At 72.0% G+C, this 26,075-nt stretch carries 22 protein-coding genes; 13 read left to right on the plus strand and 9 right to left on the minus strand.

Annotated elements, in window-relative coordinates; translation table 11 throughout:
- The first annotated feature begins 57 nt into the window (after window positions 1-57).
- The 4 genes from ACIQM4_RS33885 to ACIQM4_RS33900 all read left to right on the plus strand — a co-directional run bounded on the left by ACIQM4_RS33885 (window position 58) and on the right by ACIQM4_RS33900 (window position 4,410).
- Window positions 58-621, plus strand: coding sequence for a TetR/AcrR family transcriptional regulator (locus ACIQM4_RS33885; RefSeq protein ID WP_401599327.1), 564 nt, complete (start codon window positions 58-60; stop codon window positions 619-621).
- A gap of 165 nt (window positions 622-786) precedes the next feature.
- A complete protein-coding gene (gene malX / locus ACIQM4_RS33890) occupies window positions 787-2,430 on the plus strand; it encodes a maltose/glucose-specific PTS transporter subunit IIBC (RefSeq protein ID WP_401599328.1) in 1,644 nt (547 codons plus the stop codon).
- Between the two features lie 20 nt (window positions 2,431-2,450).
- The gene (locus ACIQM4_RS33895; RefSeq protein ID WP_401599330.1) at window positions 2,451-3,794 is read left to right on the plus strand and encodes a MalY/PatB family protein; all 1,344 of its coding nucleotides are present in this window, start codon (window positions 2,451-2,453) and stop codon (window positions 3,792-3,794) included.
- A gap of 109 nt (window positions 3,795-3,903) precedes the next feature.
- Window positions 3,904-4,410, plus strand: coding sequence for a hypothetical protein (locus ACIQM4_RS33900; protein WP_401599331.1), 507 nt, complete (start codon window positions 3,904-3,906; stop codon window positions 4,408-4,410).
- A 107-nt stretch (window positions 4,411-4,517) separates the two neighbouring features.
- On the opposite strand, the gene ACIQM4_RS33905 is transcribed toward ACIQM4_RS33900, so the two are convergent.
- Entirely contained in the window at window positions 4,518-4,850 is a 333-nt protein-coding gene (locus tag ACIQM4_RS33905; RefSeq protein ID WP_401599333.1) for a hypothetical protein, read from the minus strand.
- Between the two features lie 143 nt (window positions 4,851-4,993).
- On the opposite strand from ACIQM4_RS33905, the gene ACIQM4_RS33910 reads away from it, so the two are divergent.
- A complete protein-coding gene (locus tag ACIQM4_RS33910; RefSeq protein ID WP_401599335.1) occupies window positions 4,994-5,443 on the plus strand; it encodes a hypothetical protein in 450 nt (149 codons plus the stop codon).
- Between the two features lie 133 nt (window positions 5,444-5,576).
- Here the strand turns inward: ACIQM4_RS33910 and ACIQM4_RS33915 are convergent, their stop codons facing one another.
- Window positions 5,577-6,500: an endo-beta-N-acetylglucosaminidase H gene (locus ACIQM4_RS33915; RefSeq protein WP_401599336.1), complete on the minus strand. Its 924-nt coding sequence runs from the start codon at window positions 6,498-6,500 to the stop codon at window positions 5,577-5,579.
- A 147-nt stretch (window positions 6,501-6,647) separates the two neighbouring features.
- Window positions 6,648-7,631, minus strand: a complete 984-nt coding sequence (locus ACIQM4_RS33920; RefSeq protein ID WP_401599393.1) for a MerR family transcriptional regulator — start codon at window positions 7,629-7,631, stop codon at window positions 6,648-6,650.
- A gap of 617 nt (window positions 7,632-8,248) precedes the next feature.
- Here ACIQM4_RS33920 and ACIQM4_RS33925 point away from each other — a divergent pair.
- Window positions 8,249-8,911, plus strand: coding sequence for an RNA polymerase sigma factor (locus ACIQM4_RS33925; RefSeq protein WP_401599338.1), 663 nt, complete (start codon window positions 8,249-8,251; stop codon window positions 8,909-8,911).
- Between the two features lie 57 nt (window positions 8,912-8,968).
- Here ACIQM4_RS33925 and ACIQM4_RS33930 read toward each other — a convergent pair whose 3' ends face one another.
- On the minus strand, window positions 8,969-9,862 hold the full coding sequence (locus ACIQM4_RS33930) for an oxygenase MpaB family protein (RefSeq protein ID WP_401599340.1): 894 nt from the start codon (window positions 9,860-9,862) through the stop codon (window positions 8,969-8,971).
- A gap of 350 nt (window positions 9,863-10,212) precedes the next feature.
- Here ACIQM4_RS33930 and ACIQM4_RS33935 point away from each other — a divergent pair, with 350 nt between their 5' ends.
- From ACIQM4_RS33935 to ACIQM4_RS33950, 4 genes are all read left to right on the plus strand, one after another.
- A complete protein-coding gene (locus tag ACIQM4_RS33935) occupies window positions 10,213-11,844 on the plus strand; it encodes a polyprenyl synthetase family protein (protein WP_401599341.1) in 1,632 nt (543 codons plus the stop codon).
- A gap of 129 nt (window positions 11,845-11,973) precedes the next feature.
- Window positions 11,974-13,506, plus strand: a complete 1,533-nt coding sequence (locus ACIQM4_RS33940) for a phytoene desaturase (protein ID WP_401599343.1) — start codon at window positions 11,974-11,976, stop codon at window positions 13,504-13,506.
- Complete coding sequence (locus tag ACIQM4_RS33945; protein ID WP_401599345.1) at window positions 13,503-14,534, plus strand: phytoene/squalene synthase family protein; 1,032 nt, start codon at window positions 13,503-13,505, stop codon at window positions 14,532-14,534. Before ACIQM4_RS33940 ends, ACIQM4_RS33945 begins: the two co-directional genes overlap by 4 nt.
- Window positions 14,531-15,649, plus strand: a complete 1,119-nt coding sequence (locus ACIQM4_RS33950) for a DUF5914 domain-containing protein (RefSeq protein ID WP_401599347.1) — start codon at window positions 14,531-14,533, stop codon at window positions 15,647-15,649. The genes ACIQM4_RS33945 and ACIQM4_RS33950 overlap by 4 nt, the downstream gene beginning before the upstream one ends.
- A gap of 67 nt (window positions 15,650-15,716) precedes the next feature.
- Here the strand turns inward: ACIQM4_RS33950 and ACIQM4_RS33955 are convergent, their stop codons facing one another.
- From ACIQM4_RS33955 to ACIQM4_RS33965, 3 genes are read right to left on the minus strand one after another with little or no spacing between them, the layout of a single operon-like run.
- Complete coding sequence (locus ACIQM4_RS33955) at window positions 15,717-17,276, minus strand: FAD-dependent oxidoreductase (protein WP_401599349.1); 1,560 nt, start codon at window positions 17,274-17,276, stop codon at window positions 15,717-15,719.
- Window positions 17,273-18,046, minus strand: a complete 774-nt coding sequence (locus ACIQM4_RS33960) for a class I SAM-dependent methyltransferase (protein WP_401599351.1) — start codon at window positions 18,044-18,046, stop codon at window positions 17,273-17,275. Before ACIQM4_RS33960 ends, ACIQM4_RS33955 begins: the two co-directional genes overlap by 4 nt.
- Window positions 18,047-18,104: 58 nt before the next feature.
- Entirely contained in the window at window positions 18,105-19,295 is a 1,191-nt protein-coding gene (locus tag ACIQM4_RS33965; RefSeq protein WP_401599395.1) for a lycopene cyclase family protein, read from the minus strand.
- Between the two features lie 412 nt (window positions 19,296-19,707).
- On the opposite strand from ACIQM4_RS33965, the gene ACIQM4_RS33970 reads away from it, so the two are divergent.
- From ACIQM4_RS33970 to ACIQM4_RS33980, 3 genes are all read left to right on the plus strand, one after another.
- Window positions 19,708-20,541 (plus strand): aldo/keto reductase, encoded by an 834-nt coding sequence (locus ACIQM4_RS33970; protein WP_401599353.1) that lies wholly within the window; start codon window positions 19,708-19,710, stop codon window positions 20,539-20,541.
- Between the two features lie 150 nt (window positions 20,542-20,691).
- Window positions 20,692-21,456 (plus strand): hypothetical protein, encoded by a 765-nt coding sequence (locus ACIQM4_RS33975; protein ID WP_401599355.1) that lies wholly within the window; start codon window positions 20,692-20,694, stop codon window positions 21,454-21,456.
- 103 nt (window positions 21,457-21,559) lie between these two features.
- Window positions 21,560-22,768 (plus strand): cytochrome P450, encoded by a 1,209-nt coding sequence (locus ACIQM4_RS33980; RefSeq protein WP_401599356.1) that lies wholly within the window; start codon window positions 21,560-21,562, stop codon window positions 22,766-22,768.
- Between the two features lie 85 nt (window positions 22,769-22,853).
- Here the strand turns inward: ACIQM4_RS33980 and ACIQM4_RS33985 are convergent, their stop codons facing one another.
- Window positions 22,854-24,932, minus strand: a complete 2,079-nt coding sequence (locus ACIQM4_RS33985) for an iron ABC transporter permease (RefSeq protein WP_401599358.1) — start codon at window positions 24,930-24,932, stop codon at window positions 22,854-22,856.
- Between the two features lie 22 nt (window positions 24,933-24,954).
- Complete coding sequence (locus tag ACIQM4_RS33990) at window positions 24,955-25,938, minus strand: iron-siderophore ABC transporter substrate-binding protein (protein ID WP_401599359.1); 984 nt, start codon at window positions 25,936-25,938, stop codon at window positions 24,955-24,957.
- Between the last annotated feature and the right edge of the window lie 137 nt (window positions 25,939-26,075).

Below are 26,075 nucleotides of genomic sequence, written 5' to 3' on the forward strand. Positions count from 1 at the left end.
GGACTGTAAGAGGGAAGGGCGCACAAACGCAAGCCTCAACTGCGTTAAGGTGGGGGGATGAACGAGCGACAGCCTGCCCGGCGGCCCGGCGGGCGCAGCGCCCGTGTCCGCGCGGAGGTGCACCAGGCCGTGACCGCCCTGATCAGTGAGCGCGGCTACGGCAACTTCACCGTGGGCGAGGTCGCGGCCCGCGCGGGCGTGGCCGACAGCAGCATCTACCGCCGATGGGGCAGCCTGGCCGCCCTGCTCAGCGACGTGGCGCTCAGCTACCTCAACGCGCGCTCGCCGATGCCCGACACCGGGAGCCTGGCCGGCGACCTGCGTACGTACGCGGCCGCCGTGGCGCGCGAGATCACCGGGCCCGACGGCCTGGCGGTGGTGCGTCTGGCCGTCGCCCTGTCGGGCAACGGTCAGGAGGGTCTGCAGGCGCGTGACGACCTTCGCGCCGAACGCGTACGGCAGTTGCAGTCCATGCTCGACCGCGCCCGCGAACGCGGCGAGCCCGCGCCCGACGCGTTGACCGTGCTGGACCACGTCCTGGCCCCGATGTATGTCCGCGTCCTGTTCGGCATGGAACTGGCTCCGGACTACGTCGACGGGCTGGTCGACCGATTGCTGTGACCCTCGGCTCGGCCCCGCGTCCGAAGTCGTGCCCTATGGGTCTGGTGTTCGAGGTAGCAAACAGGTTAAGACAGGGGGTGGCAGATCAAGTAGCGCATCCGCCGACCCGCCGGGCTCGCTGCGAGGTCGGTCGGGCCTGACCGTACGCACGAAGGAACCGTCGCTGTGAAGAAGACCAAGGCCGCCCTCTGGGAATTCCTCCAAGGGTTGGGCAAGACGTTCATGCTGCCCGTGGCCCTGCTGGCCTTCTGCGGAATCATGCTGGGGCTGGGCTCCTCCCTCTCCAGCGATGCGGTCGTCCAGAACCTGCCGTTCCTTGACAACGATGTCTGCCACCTGGTCTTCACCTGGATGGCCAACACGGGCACGGTGGCCTTCACCTTCCTTCCCGTGCTCTTTGCCATGGCGATCCCCCTCGGCCTCGCGCGTCAGGACAAGGGCGTGGCGGCCTTCGCGGGGTTCGTCGGATTCGCGTCCATGAACCTCGCCGTCAACTTCTTCCTGACGGCCAAGGGCGTGACCACACCGGCAGAGAAGGAGCACTACGGCGTCGCCCAGATACTCGGTGTCGAGTCCATCGACACCGGGCTGCTGGGTGCGGTCGCGGTCGGTGTGGTCGTCGCCGTACTGCACAACCGTTACCGCACCAAGCAGATGCCCGACGCCCTGGCCTTCTTCGGGGGCCTGCGGTTCGTGCCCATCGTGTCCGCCCTGGTCATGAGCTTCGCCGGACTGCTGGTGCCGCTGGTGTGGCCCACGCTCAACGGCTGGATCGCCGACCTCGGCAAGGGCATCGCACACACCGGTGTCTTCGGCCCGTTCTTCTTCGGCATGGGCGAGGTGCTGCTCAGGCCGATCGGTCTGCACCACATCCTCGTGGCCCTCTTCCGGTTCACCGACGCGGGCGGCGCCGGCGCGGTCTGCGGCGAGCACGTCAGCGGCGCACTCAACCTCTTCTACGCCCAGCTCTCCTGCGCCGAACCCTCCGGCGCCGCGCACACCGCGACGCAGTTCCTCTCCCAGGGCAAGATGGCCGTCTACCTCGGCGGTCTGCCAGGGGCGGCGCTCGCCATGTACCACTGCGCCAGGCGTGCCATGCGTCCCGAGATCAAGGCACTGCTGATCTCGGGCGTGGTGGCGTGTGTCGTCGGCGGAGTCACCGAGCCGCTGGAATTCCTCTTCCTCTTCATCGCTCCGTGGCTGTACCTGCTGCACGCCGTCCTGGTGGGTCTCGGCTTCCTGACGGCCGCGGTCCTGGGCGTGTACGTCGGCAACACGGACGGCAACATCATCGACCTCGTCGTCTTCGGTGTTCTGCAGGGCACGAGCACGAAGTGGTACCTGATTCCGGTCATCGCCGCCGTCTGGTTCGCCGGTTACTACTTCCTCTTCCGTTTCGCCATCACGCGGTTCAACCTCATGACGCCGGGCCGCGAGGAGCCGGACGACGACGCAGCCGCGGGTGCGCAGGCCGGTCAGGGCGACCCCGCGGGAGCCGACGGGGACACCACTGCGGCCGGAGATGCGTCGGCACCGGCCGCATCCGGGACCGCGCTGGTCGCCGGGAAGTACGACCCCGTGGCGATCCTCGAAGCCCTCGGTGGCGCCGCCAACATCCGCACCCTCGACAACTGCATCACCAGGCTGCGGATGTCCGTGGAGGACGCCGGGCTGCTGGACGAGGCACGTCTCAAGAAGCTCGGGGCGGTGGGAGTGGTCAAGCTCGACCAGTACAACGTGCAGGTGATCATCGGACCTCAGGTGCAGTCCGTGAAGGACGCCATTGCCGAACTCGCCCCGACGAGCTGACCGAAGAGATCATTGACGATGTGGGCAGCGTGAACGACGACGACATGGACAGCAGGAACGACGACGTGGGCATCACGAAAGACGCGGGTGGCGCCTCGCACACCGCGGACGGCACCGGCAGTCTCGGCGGTGTGCAGCACCCTCATGGGTCGGCCTTCGACCAGCACGCCCGTGAGTCAGCCTTCGACTTCGACACCCCGGTGGACCGGCGTGGTACCTGGTGCACCCAGTGGGATTTCACCGAGGACCGGTTCGGCGTCCCCGGCCTGCTCCCCTTCACCATCTCCGACATGGACTTCGAGACCGCCCCGCCGGTCATCGCGGCCCTGCGCTCACGGCTCGACCACGGCGTGCTCGGCTACAGCCGCTGGCGGAACGAGGACTTCCGGTCCGCGGTCACCCATTGGTACGAGACCCGCTACGCCGCCGCCGTCGACCCGGAGCATCTCGTCTACGGCCCGTCCGTGCTCTACCAGATCTCCCAGCTCGTTCAGCTCTGGTCAGAGCCCGGCGACGGTGTCGTGGTGCACACGCCCGCGTACGACGCGTTCCCCAAACTGCTCGCCGCCCACAGCCGTGAGCTGCGCGGGTGCCCCTTGTCCAAGGGCGCGGACGGCGGGTGGACGTACGACCCGCAGCAGCTGGAAGCGTTGCTGGCCCTCCCCGACACCTCGGTCCTGCTGCTCTGCTCCCCGCACAATCCGACGGGCCGGGTGTGGACCGAGGACGAGTTGACCTGGATGGCCGACGCGTGCGAGCGGCACGGTGTGGCTGTGATCAGCGACGAGATCCACGCCGACCTGAGCCGGTCGCCGCACCGCCACCTCCCCTGGTCACGTCTGGGCAGCGAGCGCGGCGGGCGGTGGGCGGTGGTGACCTCCGCCTCCAAGTCGTTCAACATCCCTGCCCTGACCGGCTCGTACGGCCTGATCGGCGACCGGGAGAGCCGGGAGGCGTACCTGCACCGGCTCAAGGAGGCCGACGGGCTCTCGTCCCCCGCGGTCCTCTCCCTCGTAGGGCACATCGCCGCCTACCGGCAGGGCGGGCCGTGGCTCGATGCGCTGTGCGCGTACGTGGAGCAGAACCTGCGCATGGTCACGGGCCGGCTGAACACGCGGTACCCGCAGCTCGACCTGGACGTGCCGCAGGCCGGCTACCTCTCCTGGCTCGACCTGCGCCCCCTCGGTGTCAACGACGACCAGTTGCAACGACTGCTCATCGACCGGGAAAAGGTAGCGATCATGCCGGGGTCGACGTACGGGCCGCAGGGCGCCGGTTTCATACGGCTCAATGTCGGCTGCCCCCGGGCCAAGGCCGAGGCGGGGGTGGACGCGCTGATCAGGGCACTGGGGACGTTGGTGTGACCGGTATTTGCCCGCAGCACGCCCCTCACGCCGTACGGTCGTTCCCACCGGCCCGACACCCGACGCTGACCTGCCGGAGCAGCTTGCTTGGAGTCAGGACTGGATAACGGTGACTTCTCCGGACGGCGATGCCCTCGCCGCGGCGGTGGTGAGGGTCGCGAAGACCTTCGGCGGTATGACGGTTCGCGCGGACGAGAGCGGCTGCGGCCGGTGTTTCGACGCGGGTGAGGTTGAAATGGCCCGTGGACTGGCCGCGGCAGGCTGGTCGCGGTGGCCCGACGAGCAGGCAGGGGCGGTCGCCGGATTCCTTCGAGCGTGGTGGATGCAGACCCTCCGGTCGAAGTCGCCGCCCGGATCCGTCCGCTCGGTGTTCGAGAGCTGTGTGACCGCGAGTTCCTCGGTCACCTCGTGGCTCGCCCTGTGGGAGGAAGTGATGAGCCCGGTTGCCCGTCGCCACCTGGCTGACTGTGTCGATGTGTGGAGTGAGGAGTTGTCGTCCGGCTGGTCGCCCTTCACCTGGTGGTGGGGAACCGAGGCGGAGGAGCAGGCCGCCTGGTCCGAGGTGAGGGCATGGCTGGCCGGACAGACCCGAGCGGCCGTGGTGCCCGAGGGATGATGCGGCACCGGCGCGGTGGTGCCGGGGTTCGGCGGACGATCGTTGGGCGGGGGCGAACAGACCCGGCGCCGGGACGGCCTGCGCGCGTTGGTGGATGAACGCAGCGCCTAGACAGGAACGGGCGGGCATTCCAGGACCTCGATCGAGTTCCCTGGATGCAGAGCGAGATGGGGGTGGTCACGAAAGAGCCCCGTCGCGGCGTCGTGCGACCCGGCCTCCACGATCGCGTATCCGATCTTCGAGTCGGTGAACTCCTCGATACCCCGCGCCGTCACCCGCTTCTTGTGGAACAGCGGTGCGCCGGGGTCGACGAGCGCATTCTCGTTCCGCTGCGCCCACGCCGCCCAGGCACTCATGAACTCGGTCTGCTGCTGTTCGGTGAGCTCTGCCTTGTCGGCATCGTCGGCGGCACCGTTGAGGATCGCGAGGAACTTGCCCATGGTGGCAGCGTAGTACGGGCCATGTGCAGCGCAGGCTGCCCACGGTGCACGTCGTCGTCAGCGCCCGGTTCGCGAACTCACCCGAACGGTGGGACCTCACGCCGACCGGGTATCCAGGGGCGGTTCGCGGGGACCTGAGGAGCATGAACGCCAACCATGAGGGGCCGGCAGCGGCGCACCGGCGGCCCGAGGGCATCAGCGACGCGACGGTGGAGGCCCTCGGTTCCGTCTCGAAGGCCCTTGAGACGGTCGAGCAGGCCCGTGGTCACCTCTACGCCTTCCACCAGCTCACCGGCACGGCCGACCTCGAACTCGGCCGCGCCGTCGACCTGCTGCGCGCGGCGGGACACAACGACTGGGCGGACCACGTCGAGCGGGAGCTGGTCGGCCGCAACGTGCTGGAGGGGCGCTGGACCTTCCAGATCGTCGAGGAGTACAACGCCGGGTTCTACGAGCCCTACAGGGATACGGAGGGCCGCCTGCGCAAGGACCTGGTGCAGGGCCGCGACCACCTGTACGAGGCGGAGATGAAGGAGGATCGCCGCACGAAGGGGCACCCGCACCACACGGCGCGCCCGGCCGACCGCGGGTGACAGCAGGTCGGCGCGACCGCGCTCCCGACATCGTTGTCGGGAGCGCGGTTCATGCGGATCAGGCTCCTACGGGAGGAGGTGGTGAGCAGGCGGCTGCGGGGGTGGCGTTGACGCTTTGCCGCGCATAGCCGGCCTACGGCGTGTAGACGGCAGCACTGCCGTACAGCTCCCTCGTGAATGCGGAGACGTCGGCGCTGCGGTCCGCACCGTCGAGGTTGTAGGTCAGGTAGACGCCGTAACCCTCGCTGACGGTGCGGCGGGCGAAGTCGGCGGCCGTGCTCTGCGAGGTGCGGCCGATCTCGACCGCGGCCGGCGACAGCTTCGACTTGGGCAGGCCGATGCCCGGAACCTGCCAGCTGCCGTAGTACGGGTTCCAGGCGTAGTCGAACTTCGAGGAGACGTCGACGCCGCCGTAGGAGAGGCGCGACGCGGCCGGGCCGATGTTGTAGAGGCTGATGATCTTGCCCGGCATGTTCGTGCGCAGCGCCGTCACCAGGTGCACGAACGAGCTGGCATTGGGCTGGCCGGTGCCGTTGTTGCCGTACTCGGCGTACTCGTCGTCGAAGTCGATCCCGTCGAGGCCGTACTTGGCCACGGCGTCCGACATCTGCTTGGCGAAGGCCGAAGCCGTCTGCTGGGACGGGAAGTTGGCGAAACCGGCGCCCTGGTGGTTGCCGAGCACCGAGAGGACGACCTTGATGCCCTTCTGCTGCAACGGCCGTATCTGTGTGGCGGCGTTGTCGAGGACGCGCTGCACGTTCTCGTTGAAGTGCAGGTACGCCGCCTTCGTGCTTGTGTCGTAGTTGATGTTCGCTGCGAAGATCACCGCGACGTCGAAGGCGTTTCCGCCTCCGTTGGCGAGGGTGTACTTGCCGACGTTGAGCATGCTGTTGTTGTTCACCTCGACGTACGCCACCGAGGTCGGTCCTTGTTTCGTGGGGGCGGGGGCGGGGGCCGCCTCAGCGCCGGTCGTCACCGTCGCTCCGAAGGCGAGAGCCGCGACTGCCGAGAGCGCGAGCGCGGCCGTCCGTACTCTGCTCCGTACCAGAGTGAACATCGTTGATCCGTCTCCCATCACCTAGGACGGCGCCGGCCTGTTCAGGGGCGCCGGGCGAGCCCTCCGAGTTTTCCGCCCCGGCCCACTGATCCCCAGCACCGTGTGCGAATCCTTCACGACTCCTGCGCAGCAAGAGCGGCAATACGGTCAGAGCGTTGCCCCGCGGTCCGTCGTGCGCGACGCGACGGCCGCCACGGCCTCCGCCAGACCCTGCGGACAAGTGACCCCCCGAGGCGCCGGGGTCGGCCACCCGGGGCCCAGGGCAAGTACGAACGGCTTTCGGCGGGCTCCCAGCGGGCCCCATTCCAGCGCTGCCACGCGTTCGGCGAGGTCTCTGCTCGCGGTGGTACGGGACTGGGACCACAGCCCCACCACGGCGGGGCCAGTCCTGTCGACCGCCGCGAGGAGGCAGTCGGCAGGCAGTGCCGCGCCGAACATCCGTACCGGGAGGCGTCGTTCGGCGAGGGCTGCTGCCAGGACCTCCAGGGGCAGGGTGTGGTTCTCGTTCGGTGTGCAGGCGAGCAGGGCGCCGCCGACGGCGTGGGAGCCGGGGGGCAGGGGTGGCGTGGCCCGGCGGAGCGCGCCCGAAATGTGCCAGGAGAGGAAGTGCTCGACCTCTACGTACCGTTCCGGCGCCCCTTCCCATTTCCGGCCGACCGCGTGCAGCGCAGGCATGATCACCTCCGTCCATGCGGTGATCAGACCGTGCTCCTCCACCGCGGCTGCCAGCAGTGCGTCCAGGGACACGGCGTCCAGGCGCAGGGCCGCTCGGGCGACTCCCCTGCACTCCTGGCGCACCTTGCCCGGCCGGACCCCGCCTCCCGCCCCGAGGGGCGGCTCGCCCGGAGCAGGCGCGGTCGGCACCGGGCCGGGCGGCGGGGGCGGTGGCGGCGCGCTGCTGCGAGCGAGCCGCGCGGCTTCCGCGGGGGGCATGCCCGTAGCCGTCAGTGCACACATGTGCTCCAGTCGCGCGAAGTCCTCCGCGCTCCAGCGGCGGTGTCTGCCGCCGGTACGTGTGCCGGCCCCGATGCCGTAACGGCGCTCCCAGGAGCGGATGGTGGTCGGTGACACCCCGAGCCGCCGCGCGACCTCACCCGTGGAGAAGCCGACTGCGGCGGGATCGGCGGGCACTGTCGATTCCGCTCGGGAGCCGAGGCTGAGCTGGGCGTTGATGGATCGCCACGTACGTGCGGGCGGGGTGGTGATCAGGTCGTCGCAGGACAGGGCGCGGGCTCGTTGGACGACGTCGCGCAACTGGTCGAGTTCGGTTCGGCAGAGGGTGCACCGGAGGAGGTGCCCGTGTTGGGGCGCGGTGAGGCGGATGGGGACGGCCTCGGCGGGTGCGAAGCAGATTTCGGTGAGCTCCTCCGCGCCCAGGTGTTCAGCCACGGGACGCCGGCCTGCGGGAGGAGGCGGCTGTGAGGGGAGTCGGATCGGTCACGCTGCGGTTCCCTCCTTGGTAGCTCCTGCGGCACGGTGAACGGATAACTGCACTACCCGTCAGAGGCGCAGTAAGGATGCACGGATCGACGACGGCGGGGGCCGCGGGGGCGGCGGGGGCGGCGGGGGCGGCGGGGGCGGCGGGGGCGGCGGGGGCGGAGATGTCCGGACGTACGGGGCGGGGGACGTCGATGTCTGGGCCCGCCGGGATATCGATGCTTAACCGATGCGAGTTGGTGCGCCCCTCGGTGTTGACCAAGGTTGACGCATGTTGTCGTGAACCGCCTCACCTGCCCGAGGAGCACGCCATGCCCGCCGTTCAGCATCTGCCGCTCCCCACCGAGGTGCCCGTTCCCCGAGCCGCCGACGCCATTGTTCCGCCACCCCACGATCCACTCGCATCCCGGGAGAACGCGCCACCGGAGGCCGAGATCGCCGCCGCGCTGGTACGGGGTGAGGAGGCTGCTCTGGCCGCCGCGTACCGGCACTGGGGCTCGCTGGTGTACTCGCTGGCCCTGCGCGCCCTGCGCGATCCGCAGGACGCGGAAGACGTCACCCAGCAGGTGTTCCTCGCGGCCTGGCGCGGGCGTACCCGTTACCAGCAGGACCGGGGGCCTTTGGGGGCGTGGCTGGTGGGGATCACGAGGCACACCGTCATCGACAGCCTCACCGCCCGTACGCGCCGCGCCGACCTCGCGCGCAGTGCTGCGGCTCAACACGACGACGCAGTGCGCCGCCATCAGGACAACGAGAGCGAAGAGGCTCTGAACCGGGTTCTGCTGCTGCGGGAGCTGGGTGATCTGCCCGCGGTCCAGCGGCGTCTGCTGGGGCTGGCGATCTGGGGTGATCTGACCCAGACACAGATCGCACGGGAGACCGGGCTTCCGTTGGGCACGGTCAAGAGCCACATCCGACGCGGCCTGCACGCCCTGCGAGGGGCGATGGAAGCGCCTTCGGTACGGAAGAAGTGAGCGAGCGCGTCGGCCCGGCCCCGGTCGCGGGGGCCGGTCGGCTTGCTCTCTGCCGGCTCAGGCGGGGCGGGCCGCGGTGGCCGGCTCGGACGGTGGGGCCATCGCCCAGCGGATCACGCCCGTCACCGCGGCTCCCGCGCTCCGGGTCAGCGGGTTGAGGAAGGGAGGCGCGGTGGCCAGGCCGAGTTCGGAGCGGGCCCACGCGGGCAGCAGAGCCGTCGCGTTGGCCGTCAGCGCCCGGTACGGAAGACGGGCGGCCCGGGGCAGCGGCGGCTCGGTGACGATGAAACGGGCCGCGTCCCGGGCCGCGGGCGTCGCCCACAGCTCGGGGCGGTAAGAGGCGAGCACTTGACGCAACTCTGCGACTGTCAGCGGCGGTTTCTCGACGCCCAGGGCCGTGGCGATGCGCGCGGTGTCCCGTATGTACTCGTCACAGGCGGACGGCGGGAGCGGGCTGACGCCGAACGTCTGGTGCGCGGTGAGGAAACTGTCCACCTCGGCCGCGTGCACCCAGGCCAGGAGGTGCGGGTCGGATGCCCGGTAGGGGCGGCCGTCATCCTGCGCGGTGCCCGTCACCCGGTCATGCACCGCCCGCACCTGCGCGACCGCTGCCGCGGCGTCCTGCGCGGTGCCGTAGGTGGTGACGGCCAGGAACGTACTCGTGCGGGCGAGGCGGCCCCACGGGTCTCCCCGGTACCCCGAGTGCGCGGCGACCGCGGCCATGGCCAGTGGGTGCAGGGATTGGAGAAGCAGCGCGCGCAGCCCGCCGACGAACATGGCGGCGTCACCGTGCACGGCGCGGATCGGTCGTTCGGGGCCGAACCAGCGCGGCCCGGGAGTCTGGTGGATGCGGTCCCGGTTCCTGGGGCCGTCCGGCCCTGCCACCTGCGCGAACAGCTGGTTGCCCAGCCGACCGCGCAGAGCCTCGCTGCCCCGCCGGATCACGTCCATGTCTCCAGTGTGCCGCCGTGGGAGCCGGTCGTGCCCTCCGGTGGGCACGCCACGTCCGAGAAGCGCCGGGCGTGTCGGCTGCGAAGCGAGGCGGGGGGCGGCGCCGCGCGTGATGCATTCGGGTGCGCCGCGCCGGAGCCTGCGTGGTGGGGGGAGATCCAGGGGAACAACCCCAGAGCGTCCGGACCGGCCCTGGCGTGGGCGCCCTCCGGCGTGAGCGGGCTCCTGACTTCCGGGCGGCGGTGGAGGCAGGTTCGCTCGAAAACTCGGGTTCGAGTGCATCCGAACGCGTCCGCCGGGCCGAATACCCAGACGATGCACGTCGGCTGAATCCCAGGAGAGGCAGAGTGATGCGCCTTACGAGGACGGGGGACGGCTCCTCGGAGACCGTCCGGTGGCACGCCGGGGAGCCCGCGGAGAATGTACGGCGGCATCCCGGGGAGTCCTCGCAGGCCGCCGGGTGGCACGCCGGGGACCCTTCGGGGGCCGTCCGCAGTGCCGGTGAGAGCTGTGACCGCCGGCCCGCTCCGTCGTCGGCCGCCACGGTCCGCTCCCGGGACACCGCTCCGCCCGGCCGCTCCCTGACGTGGGTCACCGATCAGAACGTGCCGCACGCCGTCCGCTCGGTGCTCCAGGAGATCTTGCGCGAGCGGGTACGTGACTGTGCGGCGCTCGACGCCGTCTTCGCGGAGGACGTCGCGGAGCGGGTCGCCGCCTTCACCCTCGACGGCGGCAAGATGATGCGGTCCCAGCTCCTGTGGTGGGGGCTGCGTGCCTGCGGCGGGGGTGCGGGCCCCGGTGAGGGGGACACCGCGCTACGACTGGCCGCCGGGCTCGAACTCATTCAGACCTGTGCCCTGGTGCACGACGACGTGATGGACGGGTCCGTCGTCCGCCGGGGCAGGCCCGCCCTGCACGTCGCCCTGGGGAGGCGGTACGGATCGGGCGGCGCGCCGGGGCCCGGCGAGCCCTTCGGCAAGGCGGCTGCCGTACTGGCCGGGGATCTCGCCCTGAGCTGGGCCGACGACCTGGCCGCGGAGACCTGGGACACGGTTCGCTCCGCCGGGGGCGCGTGGGCGCGGGTGCACGCGGTGTGGCGCACCATGCGGACCGAGATGGTGGCCGGCCAGTACCTGGACCTGCACGGCCAGGTCACCGGCTCGCGGGCGGTGGGCACCGCGATCCGCACGGCGATGCTGAAGAGCGCCCTGTATTCGGTGGAACGGCCGCTGGCGCTGGGCGCCGCACTCGCCGGGGCGGACGACCGCACCTCCGGGGCGCTGTGCGCCGCGGGCCGGAGTGCGGGCCTCGCCTTCCAGCTCAGGGACGATCTGCTCGGCGTGTTCGGCGACCCCCGCGTGACGGGCAAACCGTCGGGGGACGACATCCGCGACGGCAAGCTCACCTATCTGACGGCGATCGCCAGGGCACGCGCGGTGGCGTCCGGCAACCGGGCGGTCGTGGAGCTTCTCGACAGCTCCGTGGGGGACGCGACGCTGGACGAAGGTGGTGTGGAGCGGGTCCGCGAGGCGCTGGTGGAGACGGGTGCCCGGGATCTGGTCGAGGCCAGGATCGGGCGGCTCGTCGCGGTGAGCAACCGTCATCTGACGTCGGCGGCCCTGGCCCCGCAGGGTGAGAGCCGGCTGCGGGCACTGCTGGGCGCGGTCGCGGGCCTGCCGCTCGTGGCGCACACTCCTCCCGTGGCCGAGTCCGGGGCGGCTTCCGCGCACGGTCCCGCTACCGCGGCTGCGGCCGGGTCCGTTTCCCCCCTCGGTTCCGCTTCCGAGGCCAGGACCGCCTCCTCGCGGGGCTCCGCTCCCGCAGCTGCGGCCGGGTCCGCCTCCGCCCACGGCCCCGCTTCCGAGGCCGGGTCCGCTGCCGCGCCCGCTGCGGCAGGCGTCCGAGCACGGCACACCACGGGACGCCCGCACCCTGCCGGGCCCTGGAAGAGACGACCCGATGAGGATCCCGATGCTCCTTGACACCGCGCTGTGCCGGCCCGCCGCACGGGCTCGTACATCGCCCGCACAGCCGCCGGCTGCGACCGCTCCGGACGCTTCGGCCGCTCCTGTTGTTCCCACCGCTTCGACCGCGTTCTTGGTGAGGCCCTGATGAGGACGGTGAAGGGGCCCACCGACCACGTCGTGGTGGTCGGTGCGGGGCTGGCCGGGCTGTCCGCGGCGCTGCACCTGCTCGGCGCCGGGCGCCGGGTCACCGTCGTCGAGCGCGCCGACGAGCCGGGCGGACGGGCGGGCCTGCTGCGGCGTGGCGGCTATCGCATCGACACCGGGCCGACCGTACTGACCATGCCGAACCTCGTCGAGGACGCCTTCGCCGCCGTCGGTCACTCCATGGCCGGGCGTCTTGACCTCATCCCGTTGCACCCCGCCTACCGGGCGCGCTTCGCCGACGGCAGCTCGCTGGACGTGCACACCAGGGGTGAGGAGATGGAGGCCGAGGTGGCCAGGTTCGCCGGGGCCCGCGAAGCCCTCGGCTACCGGCGGCTGCGTGTCTGGCTGGAGCAGCTCTACCGCGCGCAGATGGGCCGCTTCATCGACGCCAACTTCGACTCGCCGCTCCAGCTGCTGCACCCGGATCTGGCCCGGCTCGCCGTCCTGGGCGGGTTCGGCAGGATGGACGCCCGGATCGGCCGGTTCCTCTCCGACGAGCGGCTGCGTCGCGTCTTCACCTTCCAGGCGCTGTACGCCGGGGTGCCGCCCGCCAGGGCGCTCGCCGCGTACTCCGTGATCGCCTACATGGACACCGTTGCCGGGGTGTTCTTCCCGCGGGGCGGTATGCACGCACTGCCGCGTGCCCTCGCGGACTCCGCCGCCGAAGCGGGCGCCGACTTCCGTTACGGGCACACCGTGACGCGCCTGGAACGCTCGGGCACCGGCGAGCGCGTCACCGCGGTCGTCACCGACCAGGGGCGGATTCCCTGCGACGCCGTCGTGCTCACCCCTGACCTCCCCGTCACCTACCGGTTGCTCGGCAGGCGCCCGCGCAGGGTCGTACCGCTGCGTCACTCGCCGTCCGCGGTGGTCCTGCACGCGGGCACCGACCGCACCTGGGCCGGGCTGGGGCACCACACGATCTCCTTCGGCCGGGCCTGGAAGGAGACCTTCCACGAGTTGACCCGTAAGGGGGACCTGATGTCCGACCCCTCCCTGCTCATCACCCGTCCCACCGCGACCGACCCGGCGCTGGCGCCGGCGGGCCGTCATCTGCACTACGTGCTGGCGCCCTGTCCCAACACCGTCGTCGGTCCGGACGCGCGGCAGTGGCGGGACCTCGCGCCGCGTTACCGCGACAGTCTGCTGCGCACGCTGGAGGAGCGCGGGCTGGAAGGCATCGGCTCGGCGATCGAGGAGGAGTGCCTGGTCACCCCCGCGGACTGGAGCGCCGACGGGCACGGGGCCGGCACTCCCTTCTCCGTGGCCCACACCTTCCCGCAGACCGGGCCCTTCCGCCCCGGCAACCTGGTGCGCGGCACCGACAACGCGGTTCTCGCCGGCTGCGGCACCACCCCTGGCGTCGGGGTGCCGACCGTCCTCATCTCGGGCAAGCTCGCGGCGGCCCGCGTCGTCGGATCCCCGCGGCCGTCCGCCCCTCTCCGACACCGCAGCCAGGAAGGCGCCGCATGACCGACCGTGAACTGGACGCGGCGGGGATCACCGATCCGCGCCTGCGCGCCGCCTACCACCACTGCCGACGCCTCAACGCCCGGCACGGCCGTACCTACTTCCTGGCCACCCGGCTGCTGCCTGTCGAGCGGCGCCCGGCCGTCCACGCCCTGTACGGCTTCGCCCGCTGGGCCGACGACATCGTCGACGACCTGCACCGCACGGCCACCACCCAGGACCGGGCGGAGGCGCTCGGCGCGCTCCTCGTACAGCTGCGTGCCGGTCTGGCGGGCTCCGACAGCGCCGAGCCGGTGGTGCGCGCGCTGGCGCACACCGCGGTCAGGTACGAGATCGATCCGCGGCACTTCACCGACTTCATGGCGTCCATGCGCAGCGACCTGGACGTCACCGACTACGCGACGTACGAGGACCTGCGGGGGTACATGCACGGTTCGGCGGCGGTGATCGGGCTACAGATGCTGCCGGTCCTGGGCACGGTCGTGCCGCGTGCCGAGGCCGCGCCGCAGGCTGCGGCGCTCGGTGTGGCCTTCCAGCTGACCAATTTCCTGCGTGATGTCGGTGAGGATCTCGACAGGGGGCGCGTGTACCTGCCCGCCGACCTCCTCGACGCCCACGGCGTCAACCGGGAGTTGCTCATCTGGAGCCGGCTGACCGGTCTTCGCGATCACCGCATCACCGCCGCGCTGGGCGCGGCCGCGGACCTCACCCGTTCCGTCTACCGGGAGGCGGCGCCGGGCCTCGCCCAGCTCGACCCGGTGTCGCGGCCGTGCATCCGTACCGCCTTCGTGCTCTACGGGGCGATTCTGGACGCCGTCGCGGACGACGGGTACAGCGTGCTGCACCGGCGGGCCGTGGTCCCGCGTCGGCGCAGGGCAGCGGTCGCACTGGACGGGCTGGTGCGCGTCGCTCTCGCGAGGACCTTCGCACCGGTCTCCGGCAGGGTGACGGCGCCGGTCGGCCTCGCGGTTGCCGGGGCGCCCGGGTGGGCGGCGATGTACGGCGGCCGGGACGGGAAGGGGTCGGTGTGACGAGGAACGGCGAACGCTTCCCCGACGGGGAACGCTCCCCCGGTGGCTCCCGTCTCCCGTTGCGGCTGCGCCGTACGCCGGTGCCCTGGGAGCGGCAGCAACCCACCTGGCGCGACGCTTCCCCGGCAGTGATCGCGGACGCCCTGAAGCGCGCTCAGTCGCGTCCTTCGGGCAACTGGTTCGTGGTGGGTGCCTCGGCTGAGGTGCCGGACGGACGGCCGGTCGGCCGTGTCGTCGGCGGGACGGAGATCGTGCTCTGGCGGGACGGTGACGGTGAGCTGCGCGCGGGGCCCGGTGCCTGCCCGCACCTGGGTGCGCCGCTCAAGGACAGCCGGGTGCGGTGCGGCACTCTGGTCTGCCACTGGCACGGACTGGCGCTGGACGGCTCCGCGTTCGCCGGGTGGGCGCCCTTCCCCGCGTACGACGACGGGGTGCTGGTCTGGGTGCGGCTCGACCGCGTCGGCGGTGAGACTCCGTCGGACCGCCCCGTGGTTCCGCGCAGGCCGGATCCGGCGGGGGCGGTGGCGGCCGTCTGCACGGTGGTCGGGCGCTGCGAGCCGCAGGACGTGGTCGCCAACCGGCTCGACCCGTGGCACGGGGCGTGGTTCCACCCGTACTCCTTCGTCGACCTGACGGTCGTCAGTGCGCCCGGCGGGGACACGGGCGGTGTGCGGCCTACGGGCGCGGACGCGTTCGGGGACGGTGACGCCTGTGCGGGCGGTGCCGATACGGCGGACGGGGAGGATGTGGAGGACGCCTTCGTCGTGGACGTCTCCTTCAAGGTCGCCGGGCGGGCCGTGGTGCCGGTCAGGGCGGTCTTCACCGCCCCCGAGCCGCGCACCGTCGTCATGCACATCACCCGCGGTGAGGGCCGCGGTTCGGTGGTCGAGACGCACGCCACGCCGTTGACCCCGGATGCCTCGGGCCGTCCGCGTACGGCGGTGGTGGAAGCGGTGGTCGCTGCCTCCGGCCGCAAGGGTTTCGCCGTGGCCAGGGCGGCCGCGCCCGCTCTGCGCCCGCTGATGCGGGCCGCCGCGGGACGCCTGTGGCGCGACGACATCGCCTATGCGGAACGCCGTTGGGAGCTGCGCAGTACCGGTCGGTTTCCCGGCTGAGCTCCTTCTGCCGCCCGGTTCGGCCGTGGCGCCGTGCCCCGTCGGGCACGGCGCGGCGCGGTGTGCCTCAGCCGCCGGCCAGCGAGGCCAGGGCCCGTAGGGCGGGAACCCGGCCCCGGTCGGGCACCGTCCACAGCGTCTGCCCGCGCAGGCCCCACCGTTCCAGGAGGGCGTTCGCGGCGAGGAATCCGGTGGTGGCGGCCCGTTCCATCAGCGCGACGGGCAGCGAGGTGCGGACCAGGTCACCCGCCAGCACCACGCAGGGGTCGGGGGTGCGCACCCCGGGCCGGTCGCGGTGGCCGCCCACCTCGAACAGCGGGCAGTCCGCCCGCCATTCGTGCCGTACGTCCACCACCTTCGCCTCCCGGGTTTCGGGATACACCCGGTAAAGTTCGGCCAGCAGGCGGTCCTGCACCGCCGGACGGTCGGCCGCCGGGTCGACGGCGTACGCGTGTAGTTCGACGACCGAGCCGCCGGTGCGGGCGGTCCAGCGCGCGGCCTCGCCCTCCCAGCGTTCCAGCACACTGACGTTGTCCAGGGGGCCGAATCCGCCGGTGCCCAGGAAGCCGGCGCGGTCCGCGCCGACCGGGCGGTCCAGCCAGTACCGGGAGACCAGGAACGGCGGTGTGGTGCGCAGCCGCATGATGCGCGCCCGCCAGTCGGCGTCGCCCAGCGAGGGCGAGCCCCCGATCACGGCCTGGAGGCCGCCGGTGTCCAGGGCGAGGACCAGCGCGTCGTAGGGCGATTCCCCGGCGGCGGTGGAGAGCGTCACCCCTCCCCCGGGCGTGGGCGCCGCGCCGAGGACGGCGTGGCCGGTGCGCAACCGGACGCCGTGTCCCGTCAGATACTCGCCGAGCGGGTTCCACAGGGCGTCCGGGTACGGCTCGCGCGGCACGTCGAACAGCAGACCTTCGCTGGAGCCGAGGAAGTAGATGTGGAACATCAGGACGAGCTCGGCCGCGGACAGTTCGCGCGGGTCGGCGAAGAAGCTGCGGGAGAACACCTCGAACGCCAGGTGGTCCGCGGCCTCGGGGAACCTGATGCGGGAGAGGAAGTCGCGGGCGCTGACGTCGTCGAGACGGTCGTACACCTCGGGCACCCGTACGTCGAGGAGGGGCAGCGCGGCGCGCGGGTTCATCCGGGTCAGGTCGCGCCAGCCGAAGGCAGGGCTCAGGGCGACGAAGCCGAGCGCGCTCCACGGCGGGGTGCGCGGGACGCGGGCGAAGCTGTCACACAGTCCGTTGCGGTGCTGGAGGGGGTAGTCGGGCAGTCCGGCGAGTACGTCGAGGCCGGGGTCGACACGGCGCAGCAGTCCGCGCAGGTTGTAGTACTGGCGGAAGAAGGCGTGGAAGCCCCGGCTCATCGTCGCCGAGGAGCCGTCGGCGAGCTCCACCGGCCATCCCGCGAGGCGGCCGCCGAGCGTTTCCTCCCGTTCGTACAGGGTGACTTGGACGCCCCGTTCGGCGAGGGCGGTGGCGGCGGCGAGCCCGGCGATTCCGCCGCCTGCGACGGCCACGGCGGGCGCCGCGCCGAGAGCGCGTGGGCGTCCTTCGGGGCCGGGCACGCGGACGGCCCGGCGGTCGCGGCCGTGGCGGGCCACGGGTGCGCCCTTCCCGCCGGCGCTCACAGCCGGCCCTCCGCCACCACGGGCCGTGCGTCGCTCGGCGTGGGTGCGGCGGTGCCCGGGGCCGCGGCGAGCACGGTGTGCACGATGCCGGTCTGCCAGCCGGGCAGCGGCAGCACGCGCACCGAGCTGAAGCCCGCGCGGCGCACCCGGGCCGCGAACTCCTCGGCGGTGTCGAAGTCCACCACGCTCTCCAGCAGGTGGCGGTACAGGTCTCCGTCGCCGAAGGCACGGCCGGCGGGAAGCACGATGCCGTGACAGACCGCGCTCCACACCATGCGGTCGACGAGCCTTCCACCGAGGGTGTACTCGTGCACCGCGAGCCGCCCGCCGGGTGCGAGCAGCCCGCGTACGGAGTCGAGGACGGCGTCCGGGTCCTTCACGTTCCGCAGGAGGTAGGCGGCCAGTACCGCGTCGAACGGCCCTCGCACTCCCGCCTCTTCGAGGCCTTCGGCGGGTGCGTGCACGAAGGAGACACCCGGCGGCCAGTGCTTGGCCGCCGCCTGCTCCAGCATGCCCTGCGAGGCGTCCACCGCGACGATCTCCGCCAGCGGGGCGGCCCGCAGCAGGGCCGCGGTGGAGGCTCCTGTTCCGCAGCCGAGGTCGAGCAGCCGCAGCCCCTCACCGCGGTGTGGCAGCCCCAGCCGCCGCGCCGAGCGCCGCAGGTGCGCGTGATAGCCGGGGTTGGCCGCTGTCAGCCGGTCGTAGGTACGGGCGGCCCGGTCGAACGCGGCGGAGAGGGCGTCGTCGCGAAGCAGGTCGTTCCGGTTCATGTGGTGGCTTCCTCTTGCTTCTGCGGTAGTGGGTTGTGGGGAGTTGCGGTTCTGGCTTCTAACGGCCCAACGGCCGGCCGGCCGGGCGCTTCGGTAGCCACGGGAGCTCGGCCGCCGTGCGCAGCATGGGCAGGACCGGCGTGCGCAGGCCGACGGCGAAGTTCTCGCGCCATGTGGTGCGACCGTCCAGGAAGCGCAGCATCCGCGCCTCCTGCACCCCGCTGAAGAGCCGGGTGAAGAACTCCGAGCCGTCCACCCGTCCCGTGGCCAGGGCGCGCAGCAGTACGGAGTCCATGGCCCTGGCACGGGCCGGGTAGGCGGCCGGCGGGAGCGGCACCCGCCCTCGTGCCAGGGCGTCCGCGACCGCCGTGCTCTGCCGCTGCACGGCGGCGAAGGTGTAGCCGGTGGACGCTCTGGTGGCCCCGCCCGCGGTTCCGATACGGAAGGTCGACGAGCCGTGGCGGCGCGGGAAGCGGGCGTCCGTCATCGGGATCACCCCTTCCTCGACCCCGGTCACCTCGAACGGGTCCAGGCCGAGCACATGGTGGGTGTAGTGGCGCAGGGCGCGCTCGTACCCCCGGTCGTCGAGAGGCTGCGGCGAGAACTCGGTGTACTCCACCAGCGCTTCCCGCGGGTTGAGGGGCAGCACGTAGCCGAAGGACAGTCCGCGCGCCGGCTGCGGGGTGCGGAAGTCCATCAGGTCGGCGGTGGCGGGGTCGAAGAACGGCCGGCGGGTGCGGACGAACCAGCCCCGGAAGTGCTGCAGGAGGAGCGTGCGGTACGGGGGCAGGGCGCGCGGCGGACGGGAGTCGAACACCCATCGGGCGCGCAGTCGGAAGGGGGCGCCGGCTGCCGTCGTTCCGCGGATCTCGGCTCCGGGCCGCAGGTCGTGGATGGCGTCTACCGTCGCCGCCGTCCGCGTCAGTCGCGGTGTCGCGTCCAGCCGCGCGCCCACCACCCGTTCGAAGTCCGCCGAACGCAGCATCTTGTACCGGGAGGGGGCCAGCCGGCAGTGCACCGTGTCCCCGTCGCGCCCGCGCACGCGCAGCCGGTCCCAGGAGGCGCTCAGTACGTCGTCGTACTCGCCCTGCGGGCCTTCCCAGAAGCACCAGGTGCGTTCGGGCGGGCGCAACGGCCCCGGCGGCGCGTCGACCAGGGTCACTGTGGGCCCGGCACGGCCGGTGCGGGGCGTCTCGCAGAGCCGGTGGGCGAGCGAGAGACCGGCGGCGCCCGCACCGACGATGGCGATGTCGGTGTCGTAGCGGGGGTGGGGGGCGGCTGCCGTGGGCCGGGGCGTCGTGCCGGGTCGGCCCGGGGCATGCGGGGCTCCCGGGGCCTGCGGGGTCAAGGGGTGGTGCGGCTGCTGCACGGTGCGCCTCCGTCAGTTCCGGTCGCAGGTCCGTCGGTTCCGGTCGCTTCCACTCGGGCATGGATGCCGGCTGCCCAGCATTCCGTACGGGTGGCGCTCCGAGCGGTACGCGACGCCGGGGCGGCGCGAAAGGGCGGAGGCGACACCACTCGCTGCCGCCCCACCGCCCCTCTCGGCGCCCCGCCTGCACCACTTCGCCAGTTGCCGCCGTAACGGATGCACCGCGGGTGATGTGAGCATGGTGGTGTTCCGGCGTGGGCGCGACGGTTGAAGACACGAAAAGGGATGCACCATGACAGCGGCTAGGACAGTGACGTTCCCCTCCGGTACGAGCGTGCCCGCTCTGGGCCAGGGCACGTGGCACATGGGGGACCGGCGGGCGGACCGCGCGGAGGAGCTCGCCACGCTCCGCAGGGGTCTCGATCTGGGTATGACCCTTATCGACACGGCGGAGATGTACGGCAGCGGCGCGTCGGAGGAACTGGTCGGCGAGGCGATCCGTGGGCGCCGCGACGAGGTGTTCCTCGTGAGCAAGGTGCTGCCGTCGAACGCCGGCCGCAATGACACCGTCGACGCCTGCCGTGCGAGCATGCGCCGTCTCGGTACGGACCGGATCGACCTGTATCTGCTGCACTGGCGGGGCGGAGTGCCGCTGGCCGAGACCGTCGAGGCCCTCGAAGGACTCGTGCGCGACGGCAGCATCGGTGGGTGGGGCGTGAGCAACCTGGACGTCGACGACCTGGACGAGCTCCCGTCGGGCGCCGCCCTGGAGACGAACCAGATTCTGTACAACCTCACCCGCCGGGGCCCGGAGTACGACCTCTTCGACTGGTGCCGGGCGCGTTCGGTACCGGTGATGGCGTACTCCCCTCTCGAACAGGGTCGGCTGGGAGAACACGGCGCCCTCGACTCCGTGGCCAGGGCGCACGGAGTCACACCGCTTCAGGTGGCGCTCGCCTGGGTGCTGCGTCACGACGACGTCATCGCCATTCCCAAGGCGTCCACGGTGGCCCATGTGGAGGACAACCACGCCGCCCTCGGCCTGCACCTCACCGACGATGACCTCAGGGCGCTCGACGACGCGTTCCCCGCACCGGTGCGCAAGCGGCCCCTGGAGATCCTGTAACGGCCCCGCCCGGCCGCTCCTGCCCGCACGGTGCCCGGCCGCTCCTGTCCGCACGGATGAGTGGTTGACGCTCATCAGAAGGGCGTGATGGTCTTCCCGTCGGCGGCCGGGCCCGGCCGCCGGGCACCCTCACCTCAGGAGTGACGAACCATGCCTGTACGGGAACTTCCCGGGGATCGGACCGAGTTGGTCGTCCCCCGGCACGCGTACGGGTTTCCCGGGGTGGGGTTCGGCGGCTACGCGGCGGGTTTGCTCGCGCGGGGTTTCGCGGACGGCGCGTCGGTCAAGGTGAGTTTCCGCAGGCCCGTTCCGCTCGGCTCCCCGCTGACGGTGCGGGCCGGCGCCCGTGGCGGTCAGGAGCTGGCCGACGGGGACGGCGCCCTGGTGACGGCCCGGGTGTACGAGGATTTGGTGCCCACTCCCCCGCGTGTCCCGTCCTGGGACCGGGCGCTCAGGGCGGAGAAGGAGCATCCGCTGTCGGAATCGCCCTTCGCCACCCGTGACTGCTTCGGCTGCGGGATGGGCAGGGAGCCCGGCCGGGGGCTTAGGCAGAACCTCGCCCTGCTCGGCGAGGAGTCCCTGGTGGCCGCCGCCTGGACGCCGGATCCGGCGCTGGGCCAGGGGGGTTCGACCCTGCCGGCCGAACATCTGTGGGGTGCGCTCGACTGTCCCGGAGGCTGGGCCTGCCGGCTGTTCGGCGACGCGCCGCCCAACACGGTGACGGCCTACCTCGCGACGACCGTGCTCCGGCCCGTCGTCCTGGGTGAGGACCACGTGAGCTTCGGCTGGTCGGTCTCGCACTCGGGTCGCAAGCACATGGCGGGCAGCGCGGTCGCCACCCGGGAGGGAGAGCTCTGCGCGTACGCGAAGGCGCTGTGGCTCTCCCCGTCCGCCGGTGAGCCGGCGGCGGCGTAGGGGCGGGAGCAGCCTGGTCGGGCCGGGGACGGGAGAAGCCTGGTCAGGGCGGGGGCGGGGAGAAGCCTGGTCAGGCCAGGGGTGGGGCGGTTAGCGTCCGCTCATGGACGATGTTTTTGACCCGTGGTCGCCCGAGTTCCTTGCCGACCCCACTCCCGCCTATGCGGAGCTGCGTGCACGCGGACGGGTGCACTGGTTCGAGCCGACGCAGCAGTGGCTGGTGGGGCACCATGGCGACGTGTCGGCGCTGTTGCGTGACCGGCGCCTGGGACGCTCGTACCAACACCGTTTCTCGCACGAGGAGTTCGGGCGCGCTGCGCCACCGCCGGAGCATGAGGCCTTTCACGTCCTCAACGACAGCGGGATGCTCGATCTGGAGCCACCGGACCACACGCGCATCCGACGGCTGGTTTCCAAGGCCTTCACCCCGCGCACCGTCTCCGCACTCGTCCCGTACGTGGAGCAGTTGGCCTCCCGGCTCGTGGCGGGACTCGTCGCCGAGGGCGGCGGTGACCTGCTGGCCTCGGTGGCCGAGCCGTTGCCGGTGGCGGTCATCGCGCACCTGCTGGGTATCCCGGAGTCGGACCGGGCGCCGCTGCGGCCCTGGTCCGCCGACATCTGCGGCATGTACGAGCTGAATCCCCCGCCTGACGTGGCCGAGCGGGCCGTCCGGGCGTCGGTCGAGTTCTCCTCGTACCTGCGGGACCTGATCGCCGTACGGCGCGAGAAGCCGGGTGACGACCTGCTGTCCGGGCTCATCGCCGCGCACGACGACGGGGAACGCCTCAGTGAGCAGGAGGTGATCTCCACCTGTGTGCTGCTGCTGAACGCCGGACACGAGGCGACCGTGAACGCGACCACGAACGGCTGGTACGCGTTGTTCAGCAATCCGGCGCAACTGGCGGCGCTGCGGGCGGACCCGGAGGGGCTGGTCCCCTCGGCCGTGGAGGAGCTGTTGCGCTACGACACGCCTCTGCAGCTCTTCGAACGGTGGGTGCTCGACGACATCGAGATCGACGGGGTGAGGATCCGCCGGGGTTCGGAGATCGCCCTGCTGTTCGGCTCGGCCAATCACGACCCGGCTGTCTTCGCACGGCCGGAGCAGCTGGACCTGGGCAGGCGGGAGAATCCACACATCTCTTTCAGTGCGGGTATCCACTACTGCATCGGCGCACCCCTCGCCCGGCTCGAACTCGCCGCCTCGATGCGTGCGTTGCTGGCGCAGGCGCCGCGACTGCGGCCGGTGGCCGAACCGGAGCGCCGGCCGAACTTCGTCATGCGGGGGCTGCGGGACCTGCTCGTCGAGGTGTGATCCACGTGCGAAGGGCGGGCGGCGCAGGCACAGTGGTGTCCGCGCCGCCCGCCCGGCGCAGGCGGCGCGGCGGTTGGTGGCGTCCCTAGCGGGACTCTCCCCTGCTGCGTACCAGCAGCCACAGGAAGTACGGCGTCCCGATGACCGCCGTCAGCAGGCCCGCACCGAGCTGCGCGGGCGCGATCACGGTGCGACCCACGACGTCCGCCGTGCCGACGAGCACCGCCCCCAGCAGGATCGCCACCGGCACCACCCGCAGGTGGCGGCGGCCGACCAGGGCCCGCGCCGCGTGCGGGGCGACCAGGCCGACGAAGGCGATGGTGCCTGCGGCGGCGACGGCCGCGGCGCTCAGGAGGACGCCGAGGGCGAGGAAGCCCAGGCGTGAGCGCGAGAGGCCGAGGCCGAGCAGCCTCGGCGTGTCCTCGTCCAGCGAGACGAGGTCCAGTTCGGTCCGCCGTACGACCGCCACGGCGACCCCCGCCGCCAGGACGACGGCGAGCGGCACCAGGTCCGGCAGGGTGCGCCCGTACGTCGAACCGGACAGCCAGGTCAGTGCCTTGGTGGCGTTGAACGGGTCGGTCAGGACGATGAACAGGCTGATCAGCGCGGCGCTCGCGGTGGCGACTCCCATGCCGACCAGCACCACCCGGTTCTGCTGGAAGCCGCCTCGCGCCGACAGCCCGAAGACGACGACCGAGGCGAGGGCCGCCCCGGCGAAGGCGGCGAGCGCCAGGCCCGTCGGCCCGGCCATGGGCATGGTCGTCACCAGGATCACCGCGCCGAGCGCGGCACCGCCGGAGACACCCATGACGCCGGGTTCGGCGAGCGGGTTACGGGTCACGGCCTGGATGAGGGTGCCTGCCAGGGCGAGGGCGGCCCCGGCGAGGAGGGCGGCGAGCACCCGCGGCACCCTGGTGTCGAGCACGAAGGAGACGGCCCGGCCTGCCTTGCCCTGCGCCCAGTTCACGACGTCGCCGAGCAGCAGCTTGGAATCACCGAGCAGTACGGAGGCGACGACGAGGCCGATCAGCACGGCGATCAGCACCGCGGTCACGCCCAGGAAGACGGCGCGGCTGCGGATGCGGAGTTTGTCCGGCGGGGACGCGGCTCCCAGGTCGCGCCCTCTGGTCGCCAGGACGATCAGGAAGACGGCGCCGACGAGGCTCGTGACGACACCGGTCGGCACGGCGACGGACGTGTCGGCCGACACCAGGGTGCGCAGGACGACGTCCGAGCCCAGTACCAGTACGGCGCCTGCCAGCGCGGACACGGTGACGTTGGCGCGCACCCGGTTGAAACCCCGGTAGCGGCGTGCCAGGACGCGTACGAGGGCCGGGGCGCAGAGCCCGACGAAGCCGATCGGGCCGCACAGGGTGACGGCGGCGGCGGACAGCAGCGCGGACAGTACGACGGTGGTCACCCGGGTGGCCCGGACCGGAACACCCAGGCCGCGTGCGGCGTCGTCGCCGAGTGCGAGGGCGTCGACCCGGCGGGCGACCAGCAGCAGCCCGGTGAGCCCGACGACGGCGAGGGGCACCATCCACAGGACACCGCCGAAGCCGTTCTGGGCGATGCTGCCCTGGTTCCAGGCATAGAGCCCGTGGGTCTCCTCGGGGAACAGCAGGAGCAGGCCCTCGGTGACGGCGGTGAGGCCGAGGGTGAGGGCCGTACCGCCGAGGACCAGCCGTACGGTCCCGGCGCCGAGCCCCGACATGCCGAGCACGAGGGCGGCGGCCGCCAGACCGCCGACGAAGGCGATGCCGGAGGAGGCGAGCAGGGGCAGCGAGATGCCGGTGGCGCCGGCGACGCCGAGCGCCAGGTAGGAGCCGGCGTTGACCGCGAGGGTGTCGGGTGCGGCGAGTACGTTGCGGCTGACGGCCTGGAGGGCTGCGCCCGCCATGCCGAGGACCGCGCCGGCGAGGATTCCGGCGGCCATGCGCGGCAGCCGGGACGCGACGACGACGGAGGCGTCCGCCGGGTCGGCCTGGCCGGTGAAGGCCTTCCAGACCTGGGCCGGGCCGACGTGGGCGGTGCCCTGGGCGATGTCGACGACGGCGAGGGCGGCGACCAGCAGGACGAGCACGGCCGTCACCGCTACCGCGCCGCCCTTCCGGGAAGCCGCCGCCGTGGTGGGGGCGGCGGGTGCGGTGGTGGTGACGGCCATGGTGTTTACGCGTGTCCCGTCGTTACTTCTTCAGCGCGGCGACGAGGGAGTCGACGTAACTCTCCATCGACAGGGTGCCGCCGAACATCCAGACGCCGTCGGGCAGCCGGTGCACCTTGTTCCCCTTCACGAAGGGCAGCGACTTCCACACCCCGTTGTCGGCGAGCGCGCCGGTGAACACGTTGCTGCTCTTGTCGGTGTCGTTGGCGATGTACGCGAACTCCGCGTCCTTGTCGAGCTTGGTGAGGCCCTCGACGTCGGTGGTGCCGAGACCGTAGGACGGGTCGCCCTTGACCTTCCACGGGTTCTTCAGGCCGAGCCTGTCGTTGACGGCGCCGATGAGCGAACCGCTGGTGTACGGGCGGATGGAGACCTGGTTGCCCTCCGCGTAACCGTCGGCGAAGGCGAACTTGGCGTCCTTGTAGCCGGCCTTCTCCAGTGCCTGCTTGCCCGAGGCGAGCTTGGCGTCGAAGTTCTTCTTCAGCTCGTCGGCCTTGGCCGTGGTGCCGGTGGCCTTGGCGATCAGGTCGAGGTTCTTGGTCATCGTGCCGAGGGGGTCCTTGGCGTCGGCCGCCTTGAGGTTCAGGACCGGGGCTATCTTCTGCAGCTGCGTGACGGCGGCCGGCGGAAGGTCCGTGGTGGCGACGATGAGGTCGGGAGCGAGGGCGGCGACGGTGTCCATGCTGGGTTCGCCCCGGGTGCCGATGTCCTTGGGCGCGTTCTTCAGCGGGGCGGCCTTGTCCCAGGCGGTGTAGCCCTTGACGTCGGCGACACCGGCGGGGTCGACACCGAGGGAGACCAGGTGCTCGATGACGTCCCACTCGGTCCCGACGACCTTCTTCGCGGGCCCGTCCAGCTCGACCTTCTTGCCGGTGCCGTCGGTGAGGGAGATGCGCTCGGCGGTCTTCTTCTCCGTCTTGTCCGCGGCGGGTTCGGTCGTGCCGCAGGCGCTCAGGGTGAGGGCGGCGGCGGTGGCCGCTGCGGCGGCGAGGACGAGTCGTCTCATGGCGGGGTACTGAGCCTTTCGGTGTGCGCGGTAGGCGCGTTGAGCGCGTTCTGCGGGGAGTCCTGCGGGTTGATGAGGTGTTGGGGGCCGCGCCCGTGGGTCACGGGAGTGGGCCGGGGCGCGCCGGGGGCGGGCGG

This window comes from Streptomyces sp. NPDC091272, assembly GCF_044757485.1.
Classification (GTDB): domain Bacteria; phylum Actinomycetota; class Actinomycetes; order Streptomycetales; family Streptomycetaceae; genus Streptomyces.